Genomic DNA, 20,603 nt, shown 5'->3' on the forward strand with positions numbered 1-20,603 from the left:
CTGTCCATACACGTTTTGTCGCACCGCTTGTAAGGGTTCAGGAACGCATCAATTGTGGAACTGGTGTCCGGTCCTATCCGATTTTCCAAGCCGATGGGCGTGTGATTTCGCACTGAGCTACTAAAGTTCAGCAATCCAATTGTTTCTAAATCGTGTGTTGCTAAAGCAGCATTTGAATCGCATTTGAGATAAATCCAAGTCTTTGATTTTTCCCAGTTTTTATCTGTTCCTCGTAGTGTCTTTCCATCAACTTTGGGGAAAGGTTCAACATGGGAAAGTCAGTTATTGCGGCGCTTGCGCTCGCCTTGTCATGCGGCGCCGCCGGCGCCAATGCACTCCATCTCAACCAGACGCAGCCAACTAGCGTTGCGAATATGGTGACGTTCGGCAGAACGACAATACCTATCGGCTATTATGACTATTGCCAGCGCTACGCCGATCGCTGTGACCGCCCCGCAGATGGCCAGATCGTCGAATTGACACGCGAACTTTGGAGCGACATCATTCAAACCAATGATGATGTGAATACGTCCGTTGCACCTCTGACCGACAACGAAATATTCGGGGTTGAAGAGCGGTGGGAATATCCCAAAAATGTTGGCGATTGCGAAGATTACGCACTTGAAAAGCGCAAACGCCTAAATCAACGGGGCATACCCTTGGGTGCACTATCAATGACGGTTGGACGGGATGCAAATGGAGGCGGACATGCGGTCCTGACCGTTATCACCGATCGGGGGGATTTCGTTCTGGACAACGTTGAACCTCGGGTTCTGCTCTGGAAAGAAACAGAACTCTATTTCCTCAAGCGCCAATCGCAACATGACCCCAACACATGGGTCAGTCTCGTCTCTGGTTGAATCGTGGGCTGGAGGTCGATATCCAAACACCTCCAGCGCCTACAACAAGAGCTAGCAAAAAGCTCGCGAACCCTCCGTACAATGCTTCCATCATGTTATGGCCTCCGACAAGACAAAAAAGGCCAAACAGGACTGCAAAGCCCGAATAGGCCGCCAGGGTCGTCGCGCTGAAAAGGCCGATACGTGCCAGCAGGTGAGAAAGTCCGATGTGATCCATCCCCAAATTATGGATGCACCATCGGCACACAGCCAATCACTTGTCGGTGATTGGCTGTGAAGGCAACGGATCCATCTGGGTTTCCAACTGCAGGTGAGTGATGCTCACGCCAAACACGGTTACTGCGAAGCAGCACAACGCCAATAGCAGATAAATGTTCCGGCGCTTGCGCTGTCGCGCCAACGTGTGCGATTCTTCGATCGAAAGTCGCAGAGAAGTGTCGGTCATTTTTGTCCATTACCTGATCTTGACGATTTGTCGAGATCGGATACACGAAGCTGCTCGTCACTGGAAGGCACGCTGACCCAAAAGACTGCGGCGCGCTTCCAAGAGAAGCTGGTTCCCAGCTCGGGTGGATGGAACTCGGTGCGGAGAAAGACGTCCTGAGCGAGCCGGGGCCTTGGATTGGCATATGTCTCCAGTCTTGGCTGATCGCACGACGGCCTGGCCAATGTTCTAGGCCGAGCGCAAAGTCCCAAGCGGGAGCGGAGCACGGAAATGCCCGTCTCTAATACGGGCGGCAATTCACCACGTCCCAATCGCGTTTGGCAAAGGTAAGGACCGTTTTCGCATTCGAGCGAGACCTCCTTCGTCAGCATAGCGAGCTCGAAAATCCTTGCTGGTACGTAGTTTTGCACCTCATCAGTTTCAATAGCCAGGACCGACCCACCGGCCCCCAAAATCGCATGGCCCCTTCTTGGTGCTAAACCAGCCCCGAGCCCAATTTTGGTGAGCCGGCTTATACGCGCCAGGAAAACGAGCCCTTCATGGTGCCAAAGAGGAGTGGCTGGTGAATTTGCCAGGAATTATATATCTAATGCATGTCGCGTTCAAATGGATTCATTTGAACGCGACATGCATTGATTCAAAGAGTTACAGCGCCGCGCATCCGATTGGATGTGCGGCGCTGTAGTCGATAGGTTTCGAGCACACCATACGCATCTTGTCCTCGGGCCACGTCCGGCGCGTCAAGAACACATCAAAAATCATTCTCGAAGCGAAGAACGTGGCGCGGCTTGAGCGGACCGAAATTCCGCTTCATCCGGAAATGCAAGTTCGATTGGAGAATTGTGCCAGGCTTATGCGCTCAGAAGCCTGCACCTGGCGCAATTGCTCCGAGCTCCTTGAGTGAGGCCGTAAGGTTGGACTTGCCACCCTTGTAGCCGAATACGTAGTTTGCGGTGCCAGAAATCGAAAACAGAGGCTCATAGCTTTCCTTCGCCGTGTCAGCTTCAACAGCATCGGTCACGTTGTCGAGGATCAGGCTACGATTCTCAAATGCAACAGACAGAACGGCGTGAAATAGATTACGGCTGGTATCCTTGAGCACGACTATTTCCATGGCGCTCATAGGAACATCGAGGCGGGCCAGCAAAGCCATTTTCAGGATGGCGTAGTCTTCGCAATCGCCACTGCTGCGATCCAGAATTTCACCGGGCGTCGACCAGTAGTCCACCCGTTCATGGTTCTGGTCGTCTGCCTTGTAGGCGACAATTCTGTTGACTGATGCTGAGACGTGGCGGAGTTGCTCGCTGACAGTTGATCCGCTCAACGCAAGTTGATCGGCAAGGTCTGCGCACTTTTCGGTGCAAATGTCGTCGGGTGCGCCGGAAGCGACAGCCTTCTTGATCAGGCCGGATATGCGGGCACCACTCTTGATCTTGCCGAAGCGGATCCTGTAGGCACCGAACAAAGGCGCTTCCTGACGAATGGTCTGGCTGATCGACACCCCAGCGGGGGCCGCCATCGCAGGAATCGAGGCGGTGATGACCTGGGCCTGGTCGATCATCTTTTCATTGAGAGCCGGATTTTCCGCCAGGCCCTTATCGGCAAGTTTTGTGAGCGCCGATGGTAGTGCGAGGTCGTTGGTGGAAGCAAGGTCAAAGTCAGGATCGACATCAAGATCAAGGGGAGCGAGGCCAGCTTGGGTCAGGGCAAGGGTCGTGGTGAGGTATTCCGTGGTCAGCCAAGCTGAACCCCGGGCGACATTCCGGTTCTGCAAGAGGGGAGCGGCGGCACTGGAGCTTATAAGAACTTCAGGATTTGTTTCGAGTGTTTCGTAAGCACAAGCCTGTGCGAATGAAGCGCAGAGCAACACGAGTGCGAATGCAGATACTTTGGAATATGATTTCGCTTTATATTTATCTTGCATCTGATTATTCTCCCCTTCGTTGAGGAGAAGACTACAATGCAGAGTATAATATCCCGCAAATGGGCATGCTTAACGATTTTATACTTATTTCTCTAAAAATTTATCCAATTTCATTGCGAGACTCCATCGTTCGTGGTTGGGCATTTCCGCTTCTGCGGAGCATCTTGATTGATCGCTGGATCGCCGCGCGGTTGCGGCTGATTTTAATCTCTCAATCTGCGACTTTTCATGCTGTCATGTCGTCAGGATCAGCTTGCAGGTATCGCATCCTGCGTTCGCATGCTTTGTCCCGAAGATATTTCCTCAATCTCGTCGAAGATAGGTTCATGAAGGCACGGCTGAGCGGTAAACGCGCAGTCCTCGGGTAGAGTAACATGCGCAGAGATCAAAATGCTCCCTTCCGTCTCAAGTCAGCTGCATCAGCGCCATGCCGGAATTGTTGCCGTTGTTTCGTATCGCGGTCTCCGCCGCTGGATCCGTCATGCAGCCATTTTGGAACCGAGCTTTGGCGCCAGACGGACATACGCCAACTCGCTTATAAGTTCGATCAATGTCTGCGTGACAATGATCGCAGGAAGGAGTGGGACCGCGCCGGGAACAGCGAATGCCAGCGGAAGGACGACGAGAGAATTACGCGTTGCGGCACTGAACGCGAGGGCCCGCCCGGCTGGCGCATCAAGGCAAAACAGCCTGCTCATGCCCCATCCCGCCAAGGGTGCAATAACCGCATATGCCACGTAAATCGGGACGACCCGTAACGTGTCATCAAGTGCGGGGCCGAGTTGCGGCACCACAGCGGCCACGACAACGAATAATACAAACGCTGTCGCGGGAACTGGGAGCAGCCCAAGAACCGAGGCTACACGTGCCCCCGCGGCACTTTTGATGGCCCAAAACTGGACGAGAGCGGAGAAGACAAGCGGGACCGCAATCAACCAGGCGAATGCGTGAACAAATGGCCCCGCTGTCACAAGAGACCCAGCCTCAGGGCCAAGGAAAAAACCCAGGTAGACGGGAAGCATCATCATCTGGATGACCAGAAGCGCGGGCGTCGCAGCTAGCAGGAGACGGGCATCGGCACGACCGAGATGCGAGAAGGTTACGACATAGTCGATGCATGGCGCGAGAAGCACCAACAGCACGCCTAGCCTTATCATCGGATCGGGCGGCAGAAACTGAACAAGGGCTCCCACCAGAACAGGAACCACAACGAAATTGGTCAGCAGCAGGACGCCAAGAAAGCGAAAGCGCGAGAAGGCCACTCGCAACTCGGCTAGGGGGACCTGGAGGAACGTCACGAATAACATGAATGCCAGCGCGGGGTTGATGCCGATTTCCAGCGCCGTCATTCCGTTGAGAGTTACCGCCACAATCATGCCGAGGACGACAGCGCCAAAATAGATGGGGACCTGACGGTTTTCGAGGGTTTCACGCAGGAGGGTCAATCGAACTCTTTCGTTTGTCATTTTGGCTTCGGGGAAGGTCTATATGGAATTACGGGAATGGCTATCCCGGTGGCGCCATCTTTTTGTCAGACCCAAGAACGGGATGTGAGTGACGCAATCTATGCCATGCGCGCCTTGAAGTCAGCGCATCCAGCGTACAGGTGATTGGGGGCTTAGGTCTCCTCAGGGGTGGGGCATGCAACGCAGCCGCATTGATTGGTTGCAGATGTCGCGAAAGTGCTTCCACCCACAACAGTTTAGCGACGAGTGAGGAAGTATCCGATTTCCCAACGGCAGGCTGAACATCAGAGCTTGTGGGGTCCAACAGGATCGAAAGGCAACCTGTCGCCGCAAGCCGGGTCAACGTCGGAACTCTTCAAGAGCACCGCATGAAGTTCGTCGTGAAGGCGGCTTGTTTTGCGACCACAACACCAAGCCAACAGAGCCGGTCAGCTAGCCGCTTTCAACAACCTCTGGATCTTCAGCAGAGCCACATGCCGATCCTCGTGATAATCGATGATCCCGCCAAATCGCCCGTCGGCCCGAAACAGGAACACGCCGGCGGTGTGGTCCATGGTATAGTCATCCTCCCTCGGCACCTTCTCGAATGTTGCGCGGAATTCGTCCGCGGCGCGCTTGATCTCGGCAGGTGACCCCGTCAGACCGGTGATTCTTGGATCGAAGTTCGACAGGTAGTCGGCAAGAACCTGTGGAGTGTCGCGCTCCGGGTCGACACTGACCAGAAAGATATTCATCCGGTCGGCGTCAGGGCCGAGATCTTGCAGCCAGAGCGAAATATCGCTCAGCGTTGTCGGGCAAACATCGGGGCACCAGGTAAAGCCGAAAAAGACTATTGTCGGGCGGCCAATCCACTCTGATGGACTCACCGTCACGCCATGATGGTTCGTCAGGGTGAAGGACATCTTGCCGATACGCAATGGTATCAGCGCGGAGCCCGTTTGCAGGCTGTCCCGGCTCTGCCACCACCCCAGACCGAGCGTAAAGGCCAGCGCGCCGACGCCCGACGCCCCGGCAACGAGCAGCGTACGGCGTCTCAATCTTTTTTGTCCACGCAGCCTGCATCTTTCGCACCCATTCCCCGGATCGCCACGGGAACGGTCACGTCGCCTGCCTCGCGGAACGTCAGTGTAAGCGGGAACGTCTCGCCTTCCTTCAGCACCTGTGTAAGACCCATCAGCATGCCGTGATAGCCGCCTGGCTCCAATTGCACGGTGGAATCTGCTGGCACGGGAATCGCCGTAGCGTGCGGCATCGAAGCCACGCCATCCTTCACCACTGTTTCGTGCAGCATGGGCTTTCCGGACACCGGCGTCGCGATGCCGGCAAGCACATCGTCTTTCACGCCAGTGTTGCGGATGGTGACATAGAAGGCGCTGGGCCGGGCCATTCCGATCGAAGCCCGCGACCAGGCTTCCGAGATTTCGAGTGAGCTAAGTTGAACAGTTTCACACGCCAGTACCGGGGTGGCGGATAGGCTGAGAAGGAGAGCGGTCAGAAGATATTTCATCGTATTCACAATCTTTGCCTGAGGTCGTTAAGGATTTCACTTGCTGGCGTGCCATAGCTGAATTGGCGCAGCCAGTTTCCGTCAGGTCCGATCAGGTATAGTGCTGCGCTGTGTGCCATTGTGTAACCATCCGGCGCGCCGGAACTGTCCTCGCGCTCATAGAAAATCCGGAAACTGCGGGCTGCGGCGCGGGTCTGCGCCTCGTCGCCAGCCAGACCGAGGATTGAAGGGTGAAAGGCCGCAGTATATTCCGCGAGTTCCAGGCTGCGGTCTCGTGTCGGGTCGATAGAGATGAAGAGGGGCTGTACCTTTCCTGCGTCATCTCCCAGACCCTCCATCACTTGCGCCACTTCGGCAAGCGTCGTCGGGCAGACGTCCGGGCAATTGGTGAAGCCGAAAAAGACCAGAAGATGCTTCCCCGCAAAGTCCGAGGGCATGCGCACTCTTCCCTCAGCATCAAGCAGGGAAAAGGTCGGCCGGAAAGACACTTCGGCCACCGGTGTTTCCGCGCGCTCATCAAGAAGATGCAACGCGCCGTAAGCCGGAATAGCAAGGGCCACCGCCGCCCAGAGCATCTTCTGCAGAACCTTCAATCGCATCCTTGCCGTTCCTCGCGTTCCGGCTAGTCGTATAAAGCCTCTAGTGACATGAGCTTCAAGCGGAATATCTGAACATGCTCGGTCGGGAGGCGCTCCGCTGGTTAATCACTTCTGGGAGGGTCGCAGCGGGCCGGACGCAAATAATCATGAAAAGCGGCGACGCAATGCAACATTGAACGCCTCGATAGCAAGAACCATGGCGATGACCGCCAGCGTGACACTGGCAGCCTTTTCGTATTGAAATGAGCGAACATAGGTCTGAATGTAGAAGCCGATGCCACCGGCTCCGACGATGCCGAGGATAAGCGATTCTCGTAGGTTCAGCTCGAAACGAAAGATTGTATCACGGGCGATCACCGGAGCCATTTGCGGCCAGATTGCATAGCGTAGGCGTGCAAGCGGCCCGGCGCCCGCACTTTCCAGTGCGGCGATCGGTCCGCGGGCAACCCCATCAATTGCTTCAGCATAGAACTTCGCCAGCATGCCCGTTGCATGGATGGCAACCGCGATGATGCCCGGAAGCGGGCCGAGGCCCACTGCGCCAACCATCAACATGGCGACGAGAATCAGCGGAATGGCGCGAATCAGCGCGAGAGCTGTCCGCACCGGACGGTGAACGACGGGCGGGGCCATGGTTTCCGATGCAAAGACGCCGAGCGGCCCCGACAGGAGCACAGCACCGAGTGTTCCAAGGATGGCGATGCGCAGCGTCTCGGCGCTGCCGTTGATGATCTCGGTCATCACTGACGGATCCGGTGGAAACATCCGCGCAAGGAAATCACCGATGCGCGGCCCGGCGGAGAAGAGGCGGGAAAGTTCGACGTCGGTCGTCGCGAGCGACCAGAGCACGGCCCCGGCGACGAGCCCGCCCGTCGCGAAGCCGCCCCAACCCCGGCTTTCCATCACGGCACCGCCTTCAGGCGGGGCTGTACGGCAGCATTCGCATCATCATAGAGCCGGGCTGTCGCGCCCTCGGTGAGCTCTGCCGTCGGAGTGTCGAAAACGATCCGACCGTTGCGCATGCCCACGATTCTCCGCGCGAAGCGCCGCGCAAGGTCGGGCTGGTGAGAGGAGAAGACTGTGGTCGCGCCTCGTCGACGCGCGGCTTCGGTTAGAAGCGAAAGGATCTCGGCTGCGCGTGCGGGGTCGAGGTTGCTCACCGGTTCGTCGGCAAGGATCAGGCGCGGCTCCTGCGAGAGGCAGCGTGCGATTGCGACTCGCTGCCGTTGTCCGCCGCTCAGACTGTCCACCCGTCGCTCAGCCAGGTCGACAATGCCGCAATCGGCCAGCGCCGCGCGCGCAACCGCAAGATCGTCTTTCGACGGCCGCCCGAGCAGGGCACGCAGCGGCCTCATGCGGCCCAGCCTGCCGTTCAGCACGTTGCGCAGCACGCTGGCGCGTTCGACAAGAGCGAAGTCCTGAAAGATGAACCCCGTATCGGCCCGGCACGCGCGCGGCGGCGCACGGTCCGCATCGAGCGCGTCGCCCAGCACCGAGACGCGGCCGCGCCAAGCCCTCAGGCGACCATCGAGCAGCGTCAGGAGCGTCGTCTTGCCCGCCCCCGAAGGCCCGATCAGCGCGAGCGCTTCACCCGGCGGGATAGACAGCGTCACCTGATCCAGCGTCGGCAGGCCCGAGGTGACATGGGAGAAACATAGCTCCTCGATGCGGAGGGCCTCGGTCATTGCAGAAGCCCGTAGCGGCGGGCGAGTGCCCGAACACCGTCGAAAGCGACCGCATCGGCCGGGACATAGCCGTCCGGGCCGTAGAGATGCCGCAACATGGCGCGATGTTCGAGCTCGTTCAGCCGCAGCATAGCGTTCACGAAATTTTCCTGCACCTCGGCGTCCAGTCCCGGGCGGGCAATCACCAAGTGGCTAGGGATCGGCTCGCTCTCGGCGATCCAAGTGACTTGGGACTGTTGGCCTGGCGCGAGCAGGAGATCGGCATACTGGCTGGCGCCCGCGGCATCGACCAGTCCCTCTGCCATTGCCTGCATCGCCTGCTGATATCCGCCCGCGAAGAACACTCTGCCGAAGAACGCTTCCGACTCTGCGGGTCCCGCGATCAGTCCCGCGCGCTCGAATTCAACCAGCGGGTAGAGATAGCCTGACTCCGAAATTGGATCGGCAAAGGCGATATCGCGTCCGCGCAAATCGGCCAGCGTGGTGATGCCGCTGTCGCGTCGCACGAAGACCCGTCCGGTGTAGGTGGGGGCGTCGCGATAGATCTCGGATAAGAGCGGCACCGCACCGATTTGCGCCTCGGCCAGAACAAAGGGCAGCGCTCCCATGAAGGAGATGTCCGCATCGCCGTTGCGCAGCGCCTCGACGGCGGCGGCGTGATCGATGGTCACGAAACCTTCGACCGGCACGCCGATCTCTCGTGACAGCCAACCGGTGATGGCCTTGATGTCGCCCAGTAGCTTTTCAGGGTTCTCCTGCGGAATAAAGGCCAACCGCAACGGGGCAGACTGCGCGCGAACCGGTGCCGCGAGGGCCGCGAGACTTGCACAGCACAGCGCCAGCATATGACGGCGGGAGAGCATGGAGTTCATCAGAACGCCCTTTCTTCGATGGCTTGCGCCTCGGACTGAAATGCGGCCCAGCTTGCCTCTGCGGCGGCCCAATTGTCGGCGCGGACTTCTGCGCCAACTGCAGCCAGGTGTTCTGCGAGGGAGTAGATCTCCGGGCGTGCGACAAGGTTCGCCATGGTGCCAGCATCCGCTGCAAGATCGGCGGCGACGGTATCAGTCAGGAGCAGGATGTGCTGAGTGTCCCGGCGCGGCAGAAGGGTATCGAGGGTGGAGGCAAAGGTTGTCAGCTCCGCAAAAGCCAACCGGAATGGCGTATTCTCGGTGTCGAAGTCCTCATAAGGTTCATCCGCCGCGCCAACGGTCTCAAGGTAAGCGGTGAGATCGGCGCGCTCGGACTCGCTGAGGCCAAGGCTCTTGGTCGTGTCGAACCAGTTGACAACGGCGGCCAGCGTCGGCATCGAGCCGTCGTGGAAATAGGGCGCGGTATAGACGGTCCCGAGCAGGGTCGGCGTGTCCAGCGCCCCGCCGCGCGACCCTTCATAGGCCGGGATGACCGATCCTATGTCATGTGCCTGCCGGTCCAGGAAATTGCCATCTGGCACATGACAACTGGCGCATGATTTGCCGTTCAGCCCGTCAAAAGGCTGGTTGAAGATCGCCGCGCCGCGCTGTGCCGCCTCAGGCGCGGCCTCGGTCAGGCGGCCGTCGCCGGTTAGCATCGCGTTCGGCAGAAAGTCGAACTCGGTCATGTACGCGACGAGGGCGTCCAGCATGAAGGGCGTCGGCTCGGCCCCAGCGAATTCGTTGACGATCACGTTGCGGGTGAAATCGCGAATGCTGGCAAACCGGCCGTCACGGCCATAAGGACCCGTAAACCGCAGGCCGCGCAGGCTGGGAATGTCGATCGGGTCGGCGCGGCGGTCGTTGAACATCGGATTGAAGAAGGCACCGTCCACATCCACTGCTCCGGGTTGATGGCTGGCGCCGGGAATGAAGAAACGCTGGTTGATATCCGAACGGTTGTGGCAGGTCGAGCAGGCGATGCCAATTTCACGCGCCGGGCCGCTGAATATTTCGGGGCTGTCGAACAGCATGTCGCCATAGGCGATGAGCGGCAGGTCGGTCTCATCTATGCCTTGCTCCTCGAAACCCAGTACAAGCAGGGGCAACGGATCCTGATCGAAGATGTCAGAGCCCGGAGGCAGCGTCGCGGGAAGCGTTACCGCACGGCCGCTGAGGGCGATGGTTTCCGGCACGGCGGTGAGGGTTGTGCGCGGTGCAAAATCGGCGACGCGGTAGTTCGCGGCGAGATAGTCGGAAACAACCACCCGCGCTGTCGCCATTGCGTTGAGATCGGGTTCGGTCGCTCCAGCACCCAGCACCCCGGTGGAGCCGGTGGCACTGGACAGCTCCAGCCAGGCCCGTCCGAGCGCGCGGGCCGCTTCAGGGTCGGCGGCGGCGAGATGATCCTCGATTGCGCGATAAAGCTCTCGGGCCGTGCGTACCGCCTGCTGGGCTGCAGCGGGGCTCTCGGCCGCCAACGCCGCGTCAAGCTCTTCGTCGATGCGGGCGGAGATAATACGCGTCGCGGCCTCGAAAACCGCTGCCCGATCTTCGCGCGCGATGGCAGCTGTCAGCGGCTCGGTCGGTAGGGAGCTTTGGCCCGCGAGCCAATCGAGCGCACCTTGCGTGTATTCCGATCCGCGATAGGGCTCCTCCCAGGCGCGCCCCAATTCATCCCAAGGCACGGGAGTAAGATTGCCCAGAAACAGGGTCAGCCGGTAGGCGGCAGCCTCGGGTAGCCAAGGGGTATCTCTGGCCGGGGTCGCCATGGCCGGCCCGGCGAGCAGACCGATCCCCAGCCCAAAGCCGAAGACGAGAGCTAGTAATTTGATACGCACACGCGCCTCCATCCCGATTCTTAGCTAAGGCTAACTTATACATCCTTGACCAACATATTGTCAATCGGGCAGCGATCCGGCATTGTCCTCTGATGATTGACCAAACTTCACAGTCTAGCGACGATCTCGCGCCGGACAGCCGCGCCCCCGAAGCACAAGCCAACGGGTTCGCGACCGTACGCGAGGCGCGGCGTAACGAGTTGGCCGAAGATTATGTCGAACTGATCGCCGACCTGATCCACCAGTATGGCGAGGCACGTCCGGTCGATATCGCCGAGCGGTTTGGCGTTCGCGCGCCGACCGTGACCAAAACGCTGAACCGCTTGGCGCGCGAAGGACTGATCACCCGCGAGAAGTACCGTTCAGTGTTCCTGACGGAAGCAGGTCGGACGCTGGCACAGGAATGCCGCCGTCGCCACGAAATCGTACTGCGGTTCCTGATCCGTCTCGGACTTGACCCCGAAACGGCGGAGCGTGATGCCGAGGGGATTGAACATCATGTCAGCGAGCAGACACTCGCCCTGTTCGAATCCTATGCCAATCGGCCCTAGCGGAACCTCACGTACTCTCGACCGCGCTGCGGACTTCAGCGATGAGGCCGTCCAAACTGGGTTCCGATAGTTCGCGCCCGTTTAGAAAAAAGGTGGGAGTCTGACGGATACCCACCGCTTCGACATCTGCCTTATCCTGGTTCAGAATTGCTGTAATTCCGGGAAACAACCTGTCGCTCTTGGCCCGTTCCAGATCAAGACCGGCAGCCGCCGCGATCTGCCAGGCCAAGTCCATACGCGGTGCACCGTGCACAGCCCATGCTGGTTGCTGCTTCAGGATGGCATTGAGCACAGGTTCAAACTTGTCCTGCATTCGTGCGGTCTCCAGGATACGCACCGCCTCGTCCGATCCTTCATGAAACACAGTGTAGCGCATGACGACGCGCACCTGCTCCGGGAACTCCTCGCGTATTGCCTGAACTGCCGGATGAAAGGCCCTGCAGGCCTCGCAGGAGGGATCAAAAAATTCAACAAGGGTGACCGGAGCCTCATCGGGGCCGAAGCTTGGCGAATAATCTCGAATCAACTGCGCCTCATCAACTGCCGGGGTTACTGCCTCGGCCTCGGTCAATTGTTGGCGCCGGGTCAGGAAGAAGGCGCCGCTACCGAAAGCGGCTAGCCCGAGAGCCGAAGCTCCAATCAAGAGAGTGCGTCTGTTCATGCGCGTCTTCCTTTCGATAGAACAAGGCAACTGAGGATCGCTCCAAAGGCGATCAGGGATAGATAGGGAATGGGCAGGCCAAGGATGGTCTGTGCCTGATCGGTGCAGGACGGCCCGGTTTTTGCACAAGGCGTGACAGCCTCTTGGATCCAGCCGGAGTAAAGGCCGGAATGCCAACCCGCCAACATCAGGCCGGCCGCTGCCAACGGCAGGCCGTAGGGTCGGGCCATGCCGTCGGCGCGCCAGATCGAAAGGCCGACGATGGGCACCAGGGGAAACATGGCAATGCGTTGGTACCAGCAAAGAGTACAGGGCATCTGTCCGAGCACTTCCCCAATGAAGAGAGCGCCAAGTGTTGCGGCCAGAGCGATAACGAACGCCGCCAGCAAGGGCATATCCTCGCCGGACAATGATTGAGGGTCAGGATTGGTCAACGACGGTGTCCTTAGATCGGTGTGAAGCGAATGTGGCGAACACGATAAACAGAGCGCCAAACGTAATCGCAATATCGGCTGTGTTAAAAGTTGGCCAGCGCCAGCCCTGAAAAGAGAGATCTATGAAATCAGTGACCGCGCCCTGTCGCAACCGATCAACCACATTGCCAAGCGCGCCACCCACTATCAGAGAAAATCCGATCTGTTCGACCGGGTGACGCGCCCGAAATGCCATGATGGCGAGGACCACGGTCAAGGTGCCGGTCAGCGCGGCCATGACCAGCGGTTTACCAGCCATGAGGTCAGAGAACAGACCAAAGCTCACCCCTACATTAAAGCCGAGCGTCAGATCCAATCCGGGCAAAACTGCCACTGAATTACCCTGCAAGAGCAGCGACAAGGCCGCCGCCTTGGTCAGTTGATCAGTGGTTGTTGTGGCTCCGATCAATGCCCACACCCACCGAGCGTTCATGGCCTTATACCGCGACGCATGCTAACCCAACGCGGCACAGTTGCGGCATACTGCTCATAATCCCGCCCCAACGCTTGGCTAAGTATAGCCTCCTCGGAACGAACCTGTATCGAGGCTGACCAGAAAAAGATCAGCGGGGCAAGAATCGTCGGGATTGCTGGAACCGCTAGACTGATACCGGCCAGAAGCATGAATTGACCGACAAAGGTGGGATTGCGGCTGAACCGATAGAGTCCGTCCGAGACGAGGTTGCCGGTCGCTCCCTCGGTTACACCAACGCGCCACGAGCTCCCCATCGACATTTGCGCCGCGAAGGCAAGCATCGCGCCGACCCCTGCTACGAACACGCCGATCAGACCAAGCGCTGCTGTAGAGCCTCGGCTCCAGAACGGATCCATCTCGCGCAAGACAGGCATCACCAACCAAAGTAGCGGCGCAACAGAAGCCAGAACAAAGGCCGCACGGAACCCCATTGCGGCCCATCGGTCACGTCCCCTGGCACGGCCAAACAGCCATACCGGCTTTCCCGCTGCCCGTGCTGCGATCGCGCTGCCCCAGAAGAAGAGGGAAAGGTAGCCAAAAAGAAGGACCAGCACGGACCAACCAAAGCTGGAAATCATGATATCAGGCCTCCTGCTCTGGATTGAACCGCAGCAGCCGCAACGCGTTCAGCGTGACGAGCACCGTCGCTCCGGTATCGGCCATAATCGCGATCCAGAGACCGGTCAGCCCCAAAACGGATGTCACGAGGAAGACCGCTTTCAGACCGAGCGCAATGGTAACGTTCTGGCGAATGTTGGCCATTGCCGCACGGGTAAGCCGGATGGTCGCCGGAATGTCGGTCACCCGGTCACGCAGGATGGCCGCATCGGCCGTTTCGAGCGCGACATCGGTCCCCGATCCCATGGCTACGCCAACGCTTGCCTGCTTGAGGGCTGGGGCGTCATTAATGCCGTCACCGATCATCATCACGCCGCCATGTTCGCTCATGTCGCGAATGGCTTTAAGCTTGTCTTCGGGCATCATGTCGGCCTGATATTCCATGCCCAGGTTTTGCGCTATTGCCGCTGCCGTACGCGGATTGTCTCCGGTCAGGATGATGGGTGTAATACCGATGGCTCTCAGCTGGCGAACCGCTTCGGGCGCATCGGAGCGCGGTTCGTCACGCACAGCGATAATGCCGAGCGGGGTCTTCTCGCGGAAGACCACCACAGCGGTCTTGCCCTCTTCCTCAAACGTTGTGGTCTGGGCGAGGTCAGACTCGTCAATGCCGGCGTTCTCCCTGGCATATCCGGGCGAAGCCACCCAAGCGGAAGCGCCTCCCACAGTGGCGGTCACACCCTTGCCCATCAGCGCCTTTGCATCGCGTGCCGGTGGGATCACTATGCCTTCTTCCTCGGCCTTGCGCAAAATGGCGACAGCCAAGGGATGGCTAGAGCCGCCTTCTACGCCCGCCGCGACAGAGAGAAGCTCGGCCTCGGTTGTTTTTCCCAAAGTCACGACGTCTGTCACCACCGGTCGCCCATGGGTCAACGTCCCGGTCTTGTCGAAGGCCACGCGGCTCACCTTGGCAGTCGCTTCAATCACGGCGCCGCCTTTCAAGAGAAGGCCCCGCCGCGCACCGGTGGAAAGTGCCGAAGCGATGGAGGCGGGAACCGAGATCACGAGGGCACAGGGGCAACCTATCAACAAGAGCGCCAGCCCGCGGTAAACCCAGGTATCCCAAGGCTGGCCAAAAGCCAGTGGCGGCACGAGCACGACCAGCGCCGCGACAGTGACGATTGCAGGCATGTACCAGCGGCTGAAGCGGTCGATAAACCGCTCGGTCGGCGCGCGAGCCTCCTCGGCCTCTTCCACGAGGCGAATGATGCGTGAGATGGTGTTGTCTTCGGCGGCTTTGGTTACGGTAATCCGCAGGGCGGCTTCGGTATTGATCGATCCTGCAAATACAGGATCGCCCGGACCTTTGTTCACCGGCACACTTTCACCAGTTACCGGACTGTCGTCCACCCCGGAGGTGCCTTCTGTGATCTCGCCGTCTGCCGGAATACGATCGCCGGGACGGACGAGCACGATCTGTCCTATAGCAAGACTTGCTGCCGGCACTTCGCGTGTGACGCCGTCCATTTCCAGAAGCGCCGTTTTCGGGACGAGATTGGCAAGCGCCCGTATCCCGTCGCGCGCCTTGCCTGCCGCCACGCCTTCCAGGACTTCGCCCACTGCAAAGAGGAAAACAACCAGTGCCGCCTCTTCCGCCGCATTGATGAACAGTGCGCCGATAGCGGCAACCGTCATGAGGCTTTCGATGGTGAAAGGCTGCCCCACGCGCAAAGCGACAAACGCGCGGCGGGCAATGGGGGTAACTCCGATCAGACACGCGGCGACAAAGGCCCAGTTTCCCACCTCTGGCACAATCAGTTCCACTCCCCAGGCTATCATGAGAAGCAAGGCGGTAAAAATCACCAGTCTGCCCTTGGCCGTCTGGTACCACCGCTTGCCTCGATCTGCGGGATCGTCATGTACGTGTCCGGGACTGCCATGACCGGAATGATCTTTTGCCTTGCCGCCGGCCTGGGAGTGGCCGGTACAGCTTGCACTCTGATCGACAGCTTCGTCCTGCACCGCCGTCGCGACGCGCGGTTCGATACCGTAACCGAGCGCACGAACAGTTCTTTCAACCTTGTCGCGGCCGGTTTCACCTTCGTCCAGCGTCAGGCGCAGGCGTTCGGACATAATGCCGACCTCGACGCCGGTGACTCCTGGCAGCCTTGCCACGGCGTCCTTGACCTTCGTCGCACAAGACCCGCAGTCCATGCCAGATACAGTCCAGTCGCAACTGATTCCCTTTTTTGCTTCCGTTTCCGACACATTTTTTCCTTCGCTCAACAGGGGTTTCTCGGGCTTGATATCGTCAGCCACCCCTTTTAATGTCTCTAGCTACTGTAGCTTCAAGAGAAAAATTATGCTGACCATTGGAAAACTTGGGCAGGCGGCGGGGGTCAAGGTGCCAACGATCCGCTACTATGAGCAAATCGGCTTGTTGCCGGCGGCTGAGCGCAGCGCTGGCAACCAGAGGCTCTACAGCCGTAAGGCGCTTGACCGTCTAACCTTCGTCCGACATGCGCGTGAACTTGGTTTTACGCTTGACGCAATCCGCGATCTGCTCAGCCTCTCTGACCATCCTGATCAGCCGTGCGCAGCAGCCGATGCGATAGCCAAAGCTCAATTGGCGGAAATAGAGAAACGCCTCGCACGTCTCGCCTCGCTGAAAGTTGAACTCAATCGCATGGTTGTGCAGTGCGCAGGTGGCAAGATTGCAGATTGCCGAGTTATTGAGGTGTTGAGCGATCATTCGCTTTGTGCGACCGATCACCGTCACTTGCAGGACGAAAAGGATCATTAATCCGTTTGGATTGTTTATCATCCATGCGGCGGCACCGCTGGTTGAAATGGGTGGCTTATTGCCTGCTGGGCTTCGATGGCGCTGGGGGGAGAGGGTCCTGTGGCCGCTGGCAGCCGCAGGACAACGGCTGGACACTCCGTTCTGAAAGGCGCTGAAAACAATGTTCTTGGGGCTGGCATGTATGCACTGCGGAAGCGAGAGAGTTCAGAAATATCCGTCGCTTGACGGTCGGCGAACAAGGTGAGGTTGAAAAGCATGAGAAAAAACAGATTGCTAGCCGTTGACGCAGCACGAGGGACGGCAATTGCCGGCGTGGTTCTTTTCCATTTCGTCTGGGATCTGGAATTCACGGGATTTGTATCGGGCGTGGCTTTCCATCCGCTGTGGCTCGCATTCGGGCGTTTGCTGGCCGGGAGCTTCATGTTCCTTGCAGGAGTGAGTCTGGTTCTGGCGCATGGCACAGAGTTGAGAGCTCGGACGTTTTTCCGCCGGTTGGCCATCATTGTTGTCGCGGCCTTGGCGATAAGCGTTGTGACATGGTTCACATTCCCCAACGCATTTGTTTACTTTGGAATCCTGCATTCGATCGCGGTCGCAAGTCTCCTCGGGGTGATGTTTCTCAGGCTCCCGGCTTTGGCCAGCCTGTTTGCCGGCCTGGCGATAATGGTGCTTCCCTGGTACCTATCGCTGTCTGCTTTCGATCCCCGCTGGCTAGCCTGGATCGGCCTTTCAGCCAACCCACCTCTCAGCAATGATTTCGTTCCGGTGTTTCCCTGGGCAGGCATTACACTTCTTGGCATGAGCTTCGCCAAGGTCGTGGACATCAATAAGAGCCAGATGGCCAGTGCTGGTGCGGAAAACGCTTTCTTCGCACGGCTCGGCTGGCTGGGCCGCCACAGCCTGCCAATCTATCTGCTTCACCAACCCGTGATGCTGGCGATCATCGTTCCTCTGTCGCGCCTATTTTAGCGGGCCTTCGATCCGGCGCCGAAGGGATCGGCAAGCGCTGCTGTCGGCCGACTAACGGGTACAGAAGTCGATGAAGTGATTTCCGACAAATATTGCGGGCCCTTCTTGGCCAGTATTTTTCGGAAGATCGGATTCATTCCCCCATCCGAATAAGCAAGGCCGACATTCTGGCCATCGCTGAGCAGGTCTTTCATTTTCTCAAGATCCCCCACCGACCTCTCGACCACTTGCTGGATCTCCGGTTCAAAGGCCGGACATTGTCCAAGCGGATCGGCGGGCATATTGCCGTTGACGGGTTCGCCAAACCTGTAGCGTCCCTCGCAGAATTGAAAGCGGGGAGGCTGGCGCAACACTTCAAAGCGATCATAACCTGTCTTTAGGTCCATCCAGAAGTCAAAATTGGGATTTTCGCGGTGCGCGGCAAGGTTTTCTGGCGTCATCCGAAACGGATAAGACTGGACCTGGACAGCCTGTTGCCCGCCACGCAAGGCATCCCGGACAAGGGCGTAGACTTCCGCGACATGCTCGTCGGAAATAGCAAAACAACCCGAGGAAGAACATGCTCCATGAACCATTAGGGCCGATCCGGTATAGCCCTTTGCGCGCTCCAGCCGATTCGGGTAGCCGAGATCGAAGGAAAGGTAGTATTGGGACCTCGGGTTCAGCCCGCCGGAACCGACTGTGTAGAAACCTTCAGGCGCCTGGCGGTCGCCCTCGACTTTTTTCGGACCCAAAACGCCCGACCACCGGCACATCGGATAAGTTTTCATCAGTGCATACTTGCCTGATGAATCTCGCTTCCAAACCTCCAGTTCGCTCTCCTGTTTGAAGATGCGAACCAGCACCGGATCAGCGGGCTCCATGCCCATCTCCCGCATTTGCGCCATTGTCTTTTGGGGGATCGGAATGTTGCCTCGGTCATCAAGCTCCAACGTCTTCGTCACACATCCGGACGCGATCACGCCCGCCAAAAGGACGCTGATCAAACTGGGTCGAAACCCTTTTTTGATGTGTTGCATGGAACCGATCATCTGCAGCTTCATATCCGTTTCTTGCCTTTGGCGTCAGATCACTATCAGCCGGGCTCCGTTGGTGACTCGGCCATAGAGATCGACAACATCCTGATTGATCATGCGCACACACCCGCTCGACACCGATTTACCTATTGTCCAGTATTCCGGCGATCCATGGATGCGATAGAGCGTGTCCACGCCATTCTGGAAGATGTAGAGGGCTCGCGCGCCGAGAGGATTGTTTAGCCCGGGCGGCATGCCGCCATTGCTCGCGCTCCATTTTGCCAACTCAGGTTGTCGCGCGATCATTTCTTCGGGCGGGGTCCATTTCGGCCATGCCTGCTTCCATTGGATCACGCCTTCACCCGACCACTCGAAACCCTGCCGGCCAAGGCCAACGCCATAACGCATGGCTTTTCCATTTTCCTGGATCAGATGAAGGAAATATGTCTTTGTGTTGACGATCACTGTGCCAACCGGATACGGGCTGGTGAAATTCACCTGACGCCTCCAGAATTTTGATGGCACCTTGTCTATGTTGATAGCGGGGAGGGGGAACCGTTCGTCTGGCATCGGTCCATACATTACCCGGACATTGCTCAACCTTGGATCCGGCGAAGGCTTCTCATCCAGCTGTCCGGTCTTGGTTGCGGTTGTGCATCCGGACAAAGCCAGCACTGAAGAGCCCGCTGCTGCACAAATGAATTGACGGCGGTTCATAGTTTCTTTCATCGTGGACTCGTTCAAAAAACATCGGGGAAAACGAGCCGCAAATCCGGGCCTGATCTGCGGCTCGCAAGTTCTTGAATGTGAAGAACGGTTTTGATGCTACAGCACCACAACCCGGGCGCCGACCGGCACCCGCTCAAAGAGATCTTCGACATGTTCGTTGATCATGCGGATGCAGCCATTCGAAACTGAACGCCCGATCGACGATGGCTCTGTCGTGCCGTGGATCCGGTAAAGCGTATCGCGCCCATCCCGATATAAGTAAAGGGCTCGCGAGCCCAGCGGGTTCTTCGGGCCACCGGGCACACCCTTGGCGAAACGTCCGTACTTCTTCGGATTGCGTCTGATCATGTTTGCTGTAGGAGTCCACGATGGCCACTTGGCTTTTCGTCCCACCTCCGCTTGTCCGCGGAAAGCCAGGCCGGACCGCCCAACGCCCACCCCGTAACGGCGCGCCATGTCTGTCTCGAGTTGCAAATATAGGAAGTGGTTTTTCGGGTCGATAATTATCGTACCGGGCTCGTAACCGCTAAAGCTGGTACTTTGTGGCTCGAATTTCTCGTCCAGTTTGAACTTGTCGTCATGGGCGTAGGCGGGAAGCCCACAGGAGGTGGCAAGGCCAGCGCCAATGCCAAACAGCAGTCCTCTTCTCGAAATCATGTTTCACACTCACGTCGTTGAATTTTCCGATTAGCGCAGAATGCGCATTTGGACATTCAAGCGTGAGCGTCTGGCGGTCGCGGGACCACGTATCCTATGTCGAAGAGAAGCAAGGCTTTGAAGCTGGCGTCATACTCCTGCGCCTCATGCATGATTGGCGAAACATTTGAGACCGCAAATATCGCAAAGTGCATCTGACAGTGCGCGGAAACTTTGTTTCCGCTTTTCTCACCCAGTGGGATCTCGCCTGAACCAAGCGCACCTTCACTGTCGGTTGAATTGCACCCGACCGTGTCACCGGCGATTTGGCAGATAGGCAACACATCCACAGCATTGGCCGGGTGCGCCAGCGCTGGAAGCGCCAACAACAATGCTGCAACAAAGGTCAACACGCGAGTCATCAGGCCTTTGTCACTTCATTGGCGCGGTTTGTCTATATGACCGCTGATTAATTTTTTGTGATGAATACGGGC

23 protein-coding genes are annotated in these 20,603 nt (G+C 58.2%); 4 read left to right on the forward strand and 19 right to left on the reverse strand.

Features of this window, described 5'->3' with window-relative positions; genetic code table 11:
- The first annotated feature begins 269 nt into the window (after nt 1–269).
- A complete protein-coding gene (locus V6766_RS19040) occupies nt 270–860 on the forward strand; it encodes a transglutaminase-like cysteine peptidase (protein WP_024706447.1) in 591 nt (196 codons plus the stop codon).
- A 253-nt stretch (nt 861–1,113) separates the two neighbouring features.
- Here the strand turns inward: V6766_RS19040 and V6766_RS19045 are convergent, their stop codons facing one another.
- From V6766_RS19045 to V6766_RS19090, 10 genes are all read right to left on the reverse strand, one after another.
- Nucleotides 1,114–1,305, reverse strand: coding sequence for a hypothetical protein (locus tag V6766_RS19045; RefSeq protein ID WP_024706448.1), 192 nt, complete (start codon nt 1,303–1,305; stop codon nt 1,114–1,116).
- A gap of 859 nt (nt 1,306–2,164) precedes the next feature.
- The gene (locus V6766_RS19050; RefSeq protein ID WP_051423965.1) at nt 2,165–3,229 is read right to left on the reverse strand and encodes a transglutaminase-like cysteine peptidase; all 1,065 of its coding nucleotides are present in this window, start codon (nt 3,227–3,229) and stop codon (nt 2,165–2,167) included.
- Between the two features lie 479 nt (nt 3,230–3,708).
- The gene (locus tag V6766_RS19055) at nt 3,709–4,695 is read right to left on the reverse strand and encodes an arsenic resistance protein (protein WP_200866633.1); all 987 of its coding nucleotides are present in this window, start codon (nt 4,693–4,695) and stop codon (nt 3,709–3,711) included.
- A 428-nt stretch (nt 4,696–5,123) separates the two neighbouring features.
- Nucleotides 5,124–5,732: an SCO family protein gene (locus V6766_RS19060; protein ID WP_024706451.1), complete on the reverse strand. Its 609-nt coding sequence runs from the start codon at nt 5,730–5,732 to the stop codon at nt 5,124–5,126.
- Nucleotides 5,729–6,202, reverse strand: coding sequence for a copper chaperone PCu(A)C (locus tag V6766_RS19065; protein WP_024706452.1), 474 nt, complete (start codon nt 6,200–6,202; stop codon nt 5,729–5,731). Before V6766_RS19065 ends, V6766_RS19060 begins: the two co-directional genes overlap by 4 nt.
- A gap of 5 nt (nt 6,203–6,207) precedes the next feature.
- Nucleotides 6,208–6,801, reverse strand: a complete 594-nt coding sequence (locus V6766_RS19070; protein WP_024706453.1) for an SCO family protein — start codon at nt 6,799–6,801, stop codon at nt 6,208–6,210.
- Nucleotides 6,802–6,945: 144 nt separating this feature from the next.
- A complete protein-coding gene (gene phnE, locus V6766_RS19075) occupies nt 6,946–7,704 on the reverse strand; it encodes a phosphonate ABC transporter, permease protein PhnE (RefSeq protein ID WP_024706454.1) in 759 nt (252 codons plus the stop codon).
- Nucleotides 7,704–8,486 carry a phosphonate ABC transporter ATP-binding protein gene (locus V6766_RS19080; protein ID WP_024706455.1) on the reverse strand — a complete coding sequence of 261 codons (783 nt, stop codon included), beginning with the start codon at nt 8,484–8,486 and terminating at the stop codon, nt 7,704–7,706. The genes phnE and V6766_RS19080 overlap by 1 nt, the downstream gene beginning before the upstream one ends.
- Nucleotides 8,483–9,358 (reverse strand): phosphate/phosphite/phosphonate ABC transporter substrate-binding protein, encoded by an 876-nt coding sequence (locus tag V6766_RS19085; RefSeq protein ID WP_024706456.1) that lies wholly within the window; start codon nt 9,356–9,358, stop codon nt 8,483–8,485. The genes V6766_RS19080 and V6766_RS19085 overlap by 4 nt, the downstream gene beginning before the upstream one ends.
- A complete protein-coding gene (locus V6766_RS19090; RefSeq protein ID WP_200866635.1) occupies nt 9,358–11,238 on the reverse strand; it encodes a cytochrome c peroxidase in 1,881 nt (626 codons plus the stop codon). The genes V6766_RS19085 and V6766_RS19090 overlap by 1 nt, the downstream gene beginning before the upstream one ends.
- A 92-nt stretch (nt 11,239–11,330) precedes the next feature.
- On the opposite strand from V6766_RS19090, the gene mntR reads away from it, so the two are divergent.
- On the forward strand, nt 11,331–11,789 hold the full coding sequence (gene mntR / locus V6766_RS19095; protein WP_024706458.1) for a manganese-binding transcriptional regulator MntR: 459 nt from the start codon (nt 11,331–11,333) through the stop codon (nt 11,787–11,789).
- Between the two features lie 7 nt (nt 11,790–11,796).
- On the opposite strand, the gene V6766_RS19100 is transcribed toward mntR, so the two are convergent.
- The 5 genes from V6766_RS19100 to V6766_RS19120 are packed head-to-tail and all read right to left on the reverse strand — an operon-like array spanning nt 11,797 to nt 16,170.
- Nucleotides 11,797–12,450 (reverse strand): DsbA family protein, encoded by a 654-nt coding sequence (locus V6766_RS19100; protein WP_024706459.1) that lies wholly within the window; start codon nt 12,448–12,450, stop codon nt 11,797–11,799.
- The gene (locus V6766_RS19105) at nt 12,447–12,884 is read right to left on the reverse strand and encodes a disulfide bond formation protein B (protein WP_244435495.1); all 438 of its coding nucleotides are present in this window, start codon (nt 12,882–12,884) and stop codon (nt 12,447–12,449) included. Before V6766_RS19105 ends, V6766_RS19100 begins: the two co-directional genes overlap by 4 nt.
- Nucleotides 12,871–13,356, reverse strand: a complete 486-nt coding sequence (gene lspA, locus V6766_RS19110) for a signal peptidase II (protein ID WP_024706461.1) — start codon at nt 13,354–13,356, stop codon at nt 12,871–12,873. The genes V6766_RS19105 and lspA overlap by 14 nt, the downstream gene beginning before the upstream one ends.
- Complete coding sequence (locus V6766_RS19115; protein WP_024706462.1) at nt 13,353–13,976, reverse strand: methyltransferase family protein; 624 nt, start codon at nt 13,974–13,976, stop codon at nt 13,353–13,355. Before V6766_RS19115 ends, lspA begins: the two co-directional genes overlap by 4 nt.
- A gap of 4 nt (nt 13,977–13,980) precedes the next feature.
- Nucleotides 13,981–16,170 (reverse strand): heavy metal translocating P-type ATPase, encoded by a 2,190-nt coding sequence (locus tag V6766_RS19120; RefSeq protein ID WP_024706463.1) that lies wholly within the window; start codon nt 16,168–16,170, stop codon nt 13,981–13,983.
- A 148-nt stretch (nt 16,171–16,318) separates the two neighbouring features.
- On the opposite strand from V6766_RS19120, the gene V6766_RS19125 reads away from it, so the two are divergent.
- Both V6766_RS19125 and V6766_RS19130 read left to right on the forward strand, forming a co-directional pair.
- Entirely contained in the window at nt 16,319–16,759 is a 441-nt protein-coding gene (locus V6766_RS19125; RefSeq protein ID WP_081725662.1) for a MerR family transcriptional regulator, read from the forward strand.
- 255 nt (nt 16,760–17,014) lie between these two features.
- Nucleotides 17,015–17,728: a heparan-alpha-glucosaminide N-acetyltransferase gene (locus V6766_RS19130; RefSeq protein ID WP_024706465.1), complete on the forward strand. Its 714-nt coding sequence runs from the start codon at nt 17,015–17,017 to the stop codon at nt 17,726–17,728.
- Here the strand turns inward: V6766_RS19130 and V6766_RS19135 are convergent.
- From V6766_RS19135 to V6766_RS19150, 4 genes are all read right to left on the reverse strand, one after another.
- Complete coding sequence (locus V6766_RS19135; RefSeq protein WP_244435496.1) at nt 17,725–18,771, reverse strand: L,D-transpeptidase family protein; 1,047 nt, start codon at nt 18,769–18,771, stop codon at nt 17,725–17,727. The two genes, V6766_RS19130 and V6766_RS19135, sit on opposite strands and share 4 nt — an antisense overlap.
- A gap of 21 nt (nt 18,772–18,792) precedes the next feature.
- Nucleotides 18,793–19,473: a L,D-transpeptidase gene (locus V6766_RS19140; protein ID WP_024706467.1), complete on the reverse strand. Its 681-nt coding sequence runs from the start codon at nt 19,471–19,473 to the stop codon at nt 18,793–18,795.
- A 96-nt stretch (nt 19,474–19,569) separates the two neighbouring features.
- The gene (locus tag V6766_RS19145; RefSeq protein ID WP_036235789.1) at nt 19,570–20,130 is read right to left on the reverse strand and encodes a L,D-transpeptidase; all 561 of its coding nucleotides are present in this window, start codon (nt 20,128–20,130) and stop codon (nt 19,570–19,572) included.
- A 56-nt stretch (nt 20,131–20,186) separates the two neighbouring features.
- On the reverse strand, nt 20,187–20,531 hold the full coding sequence (locus V6766_RS19150; protein WP_024706469.1) for a hypothetical protein: 345 nt from the start codon (nt 20,529–20,531) through the stop codon (nt 20,187–20,189).
- Nucleotides 20,532–20,603: the final 72 nt, after the last annotated feature.

Source organism: Martelella sp. AMO21009 (assembly GCF_053484295.1).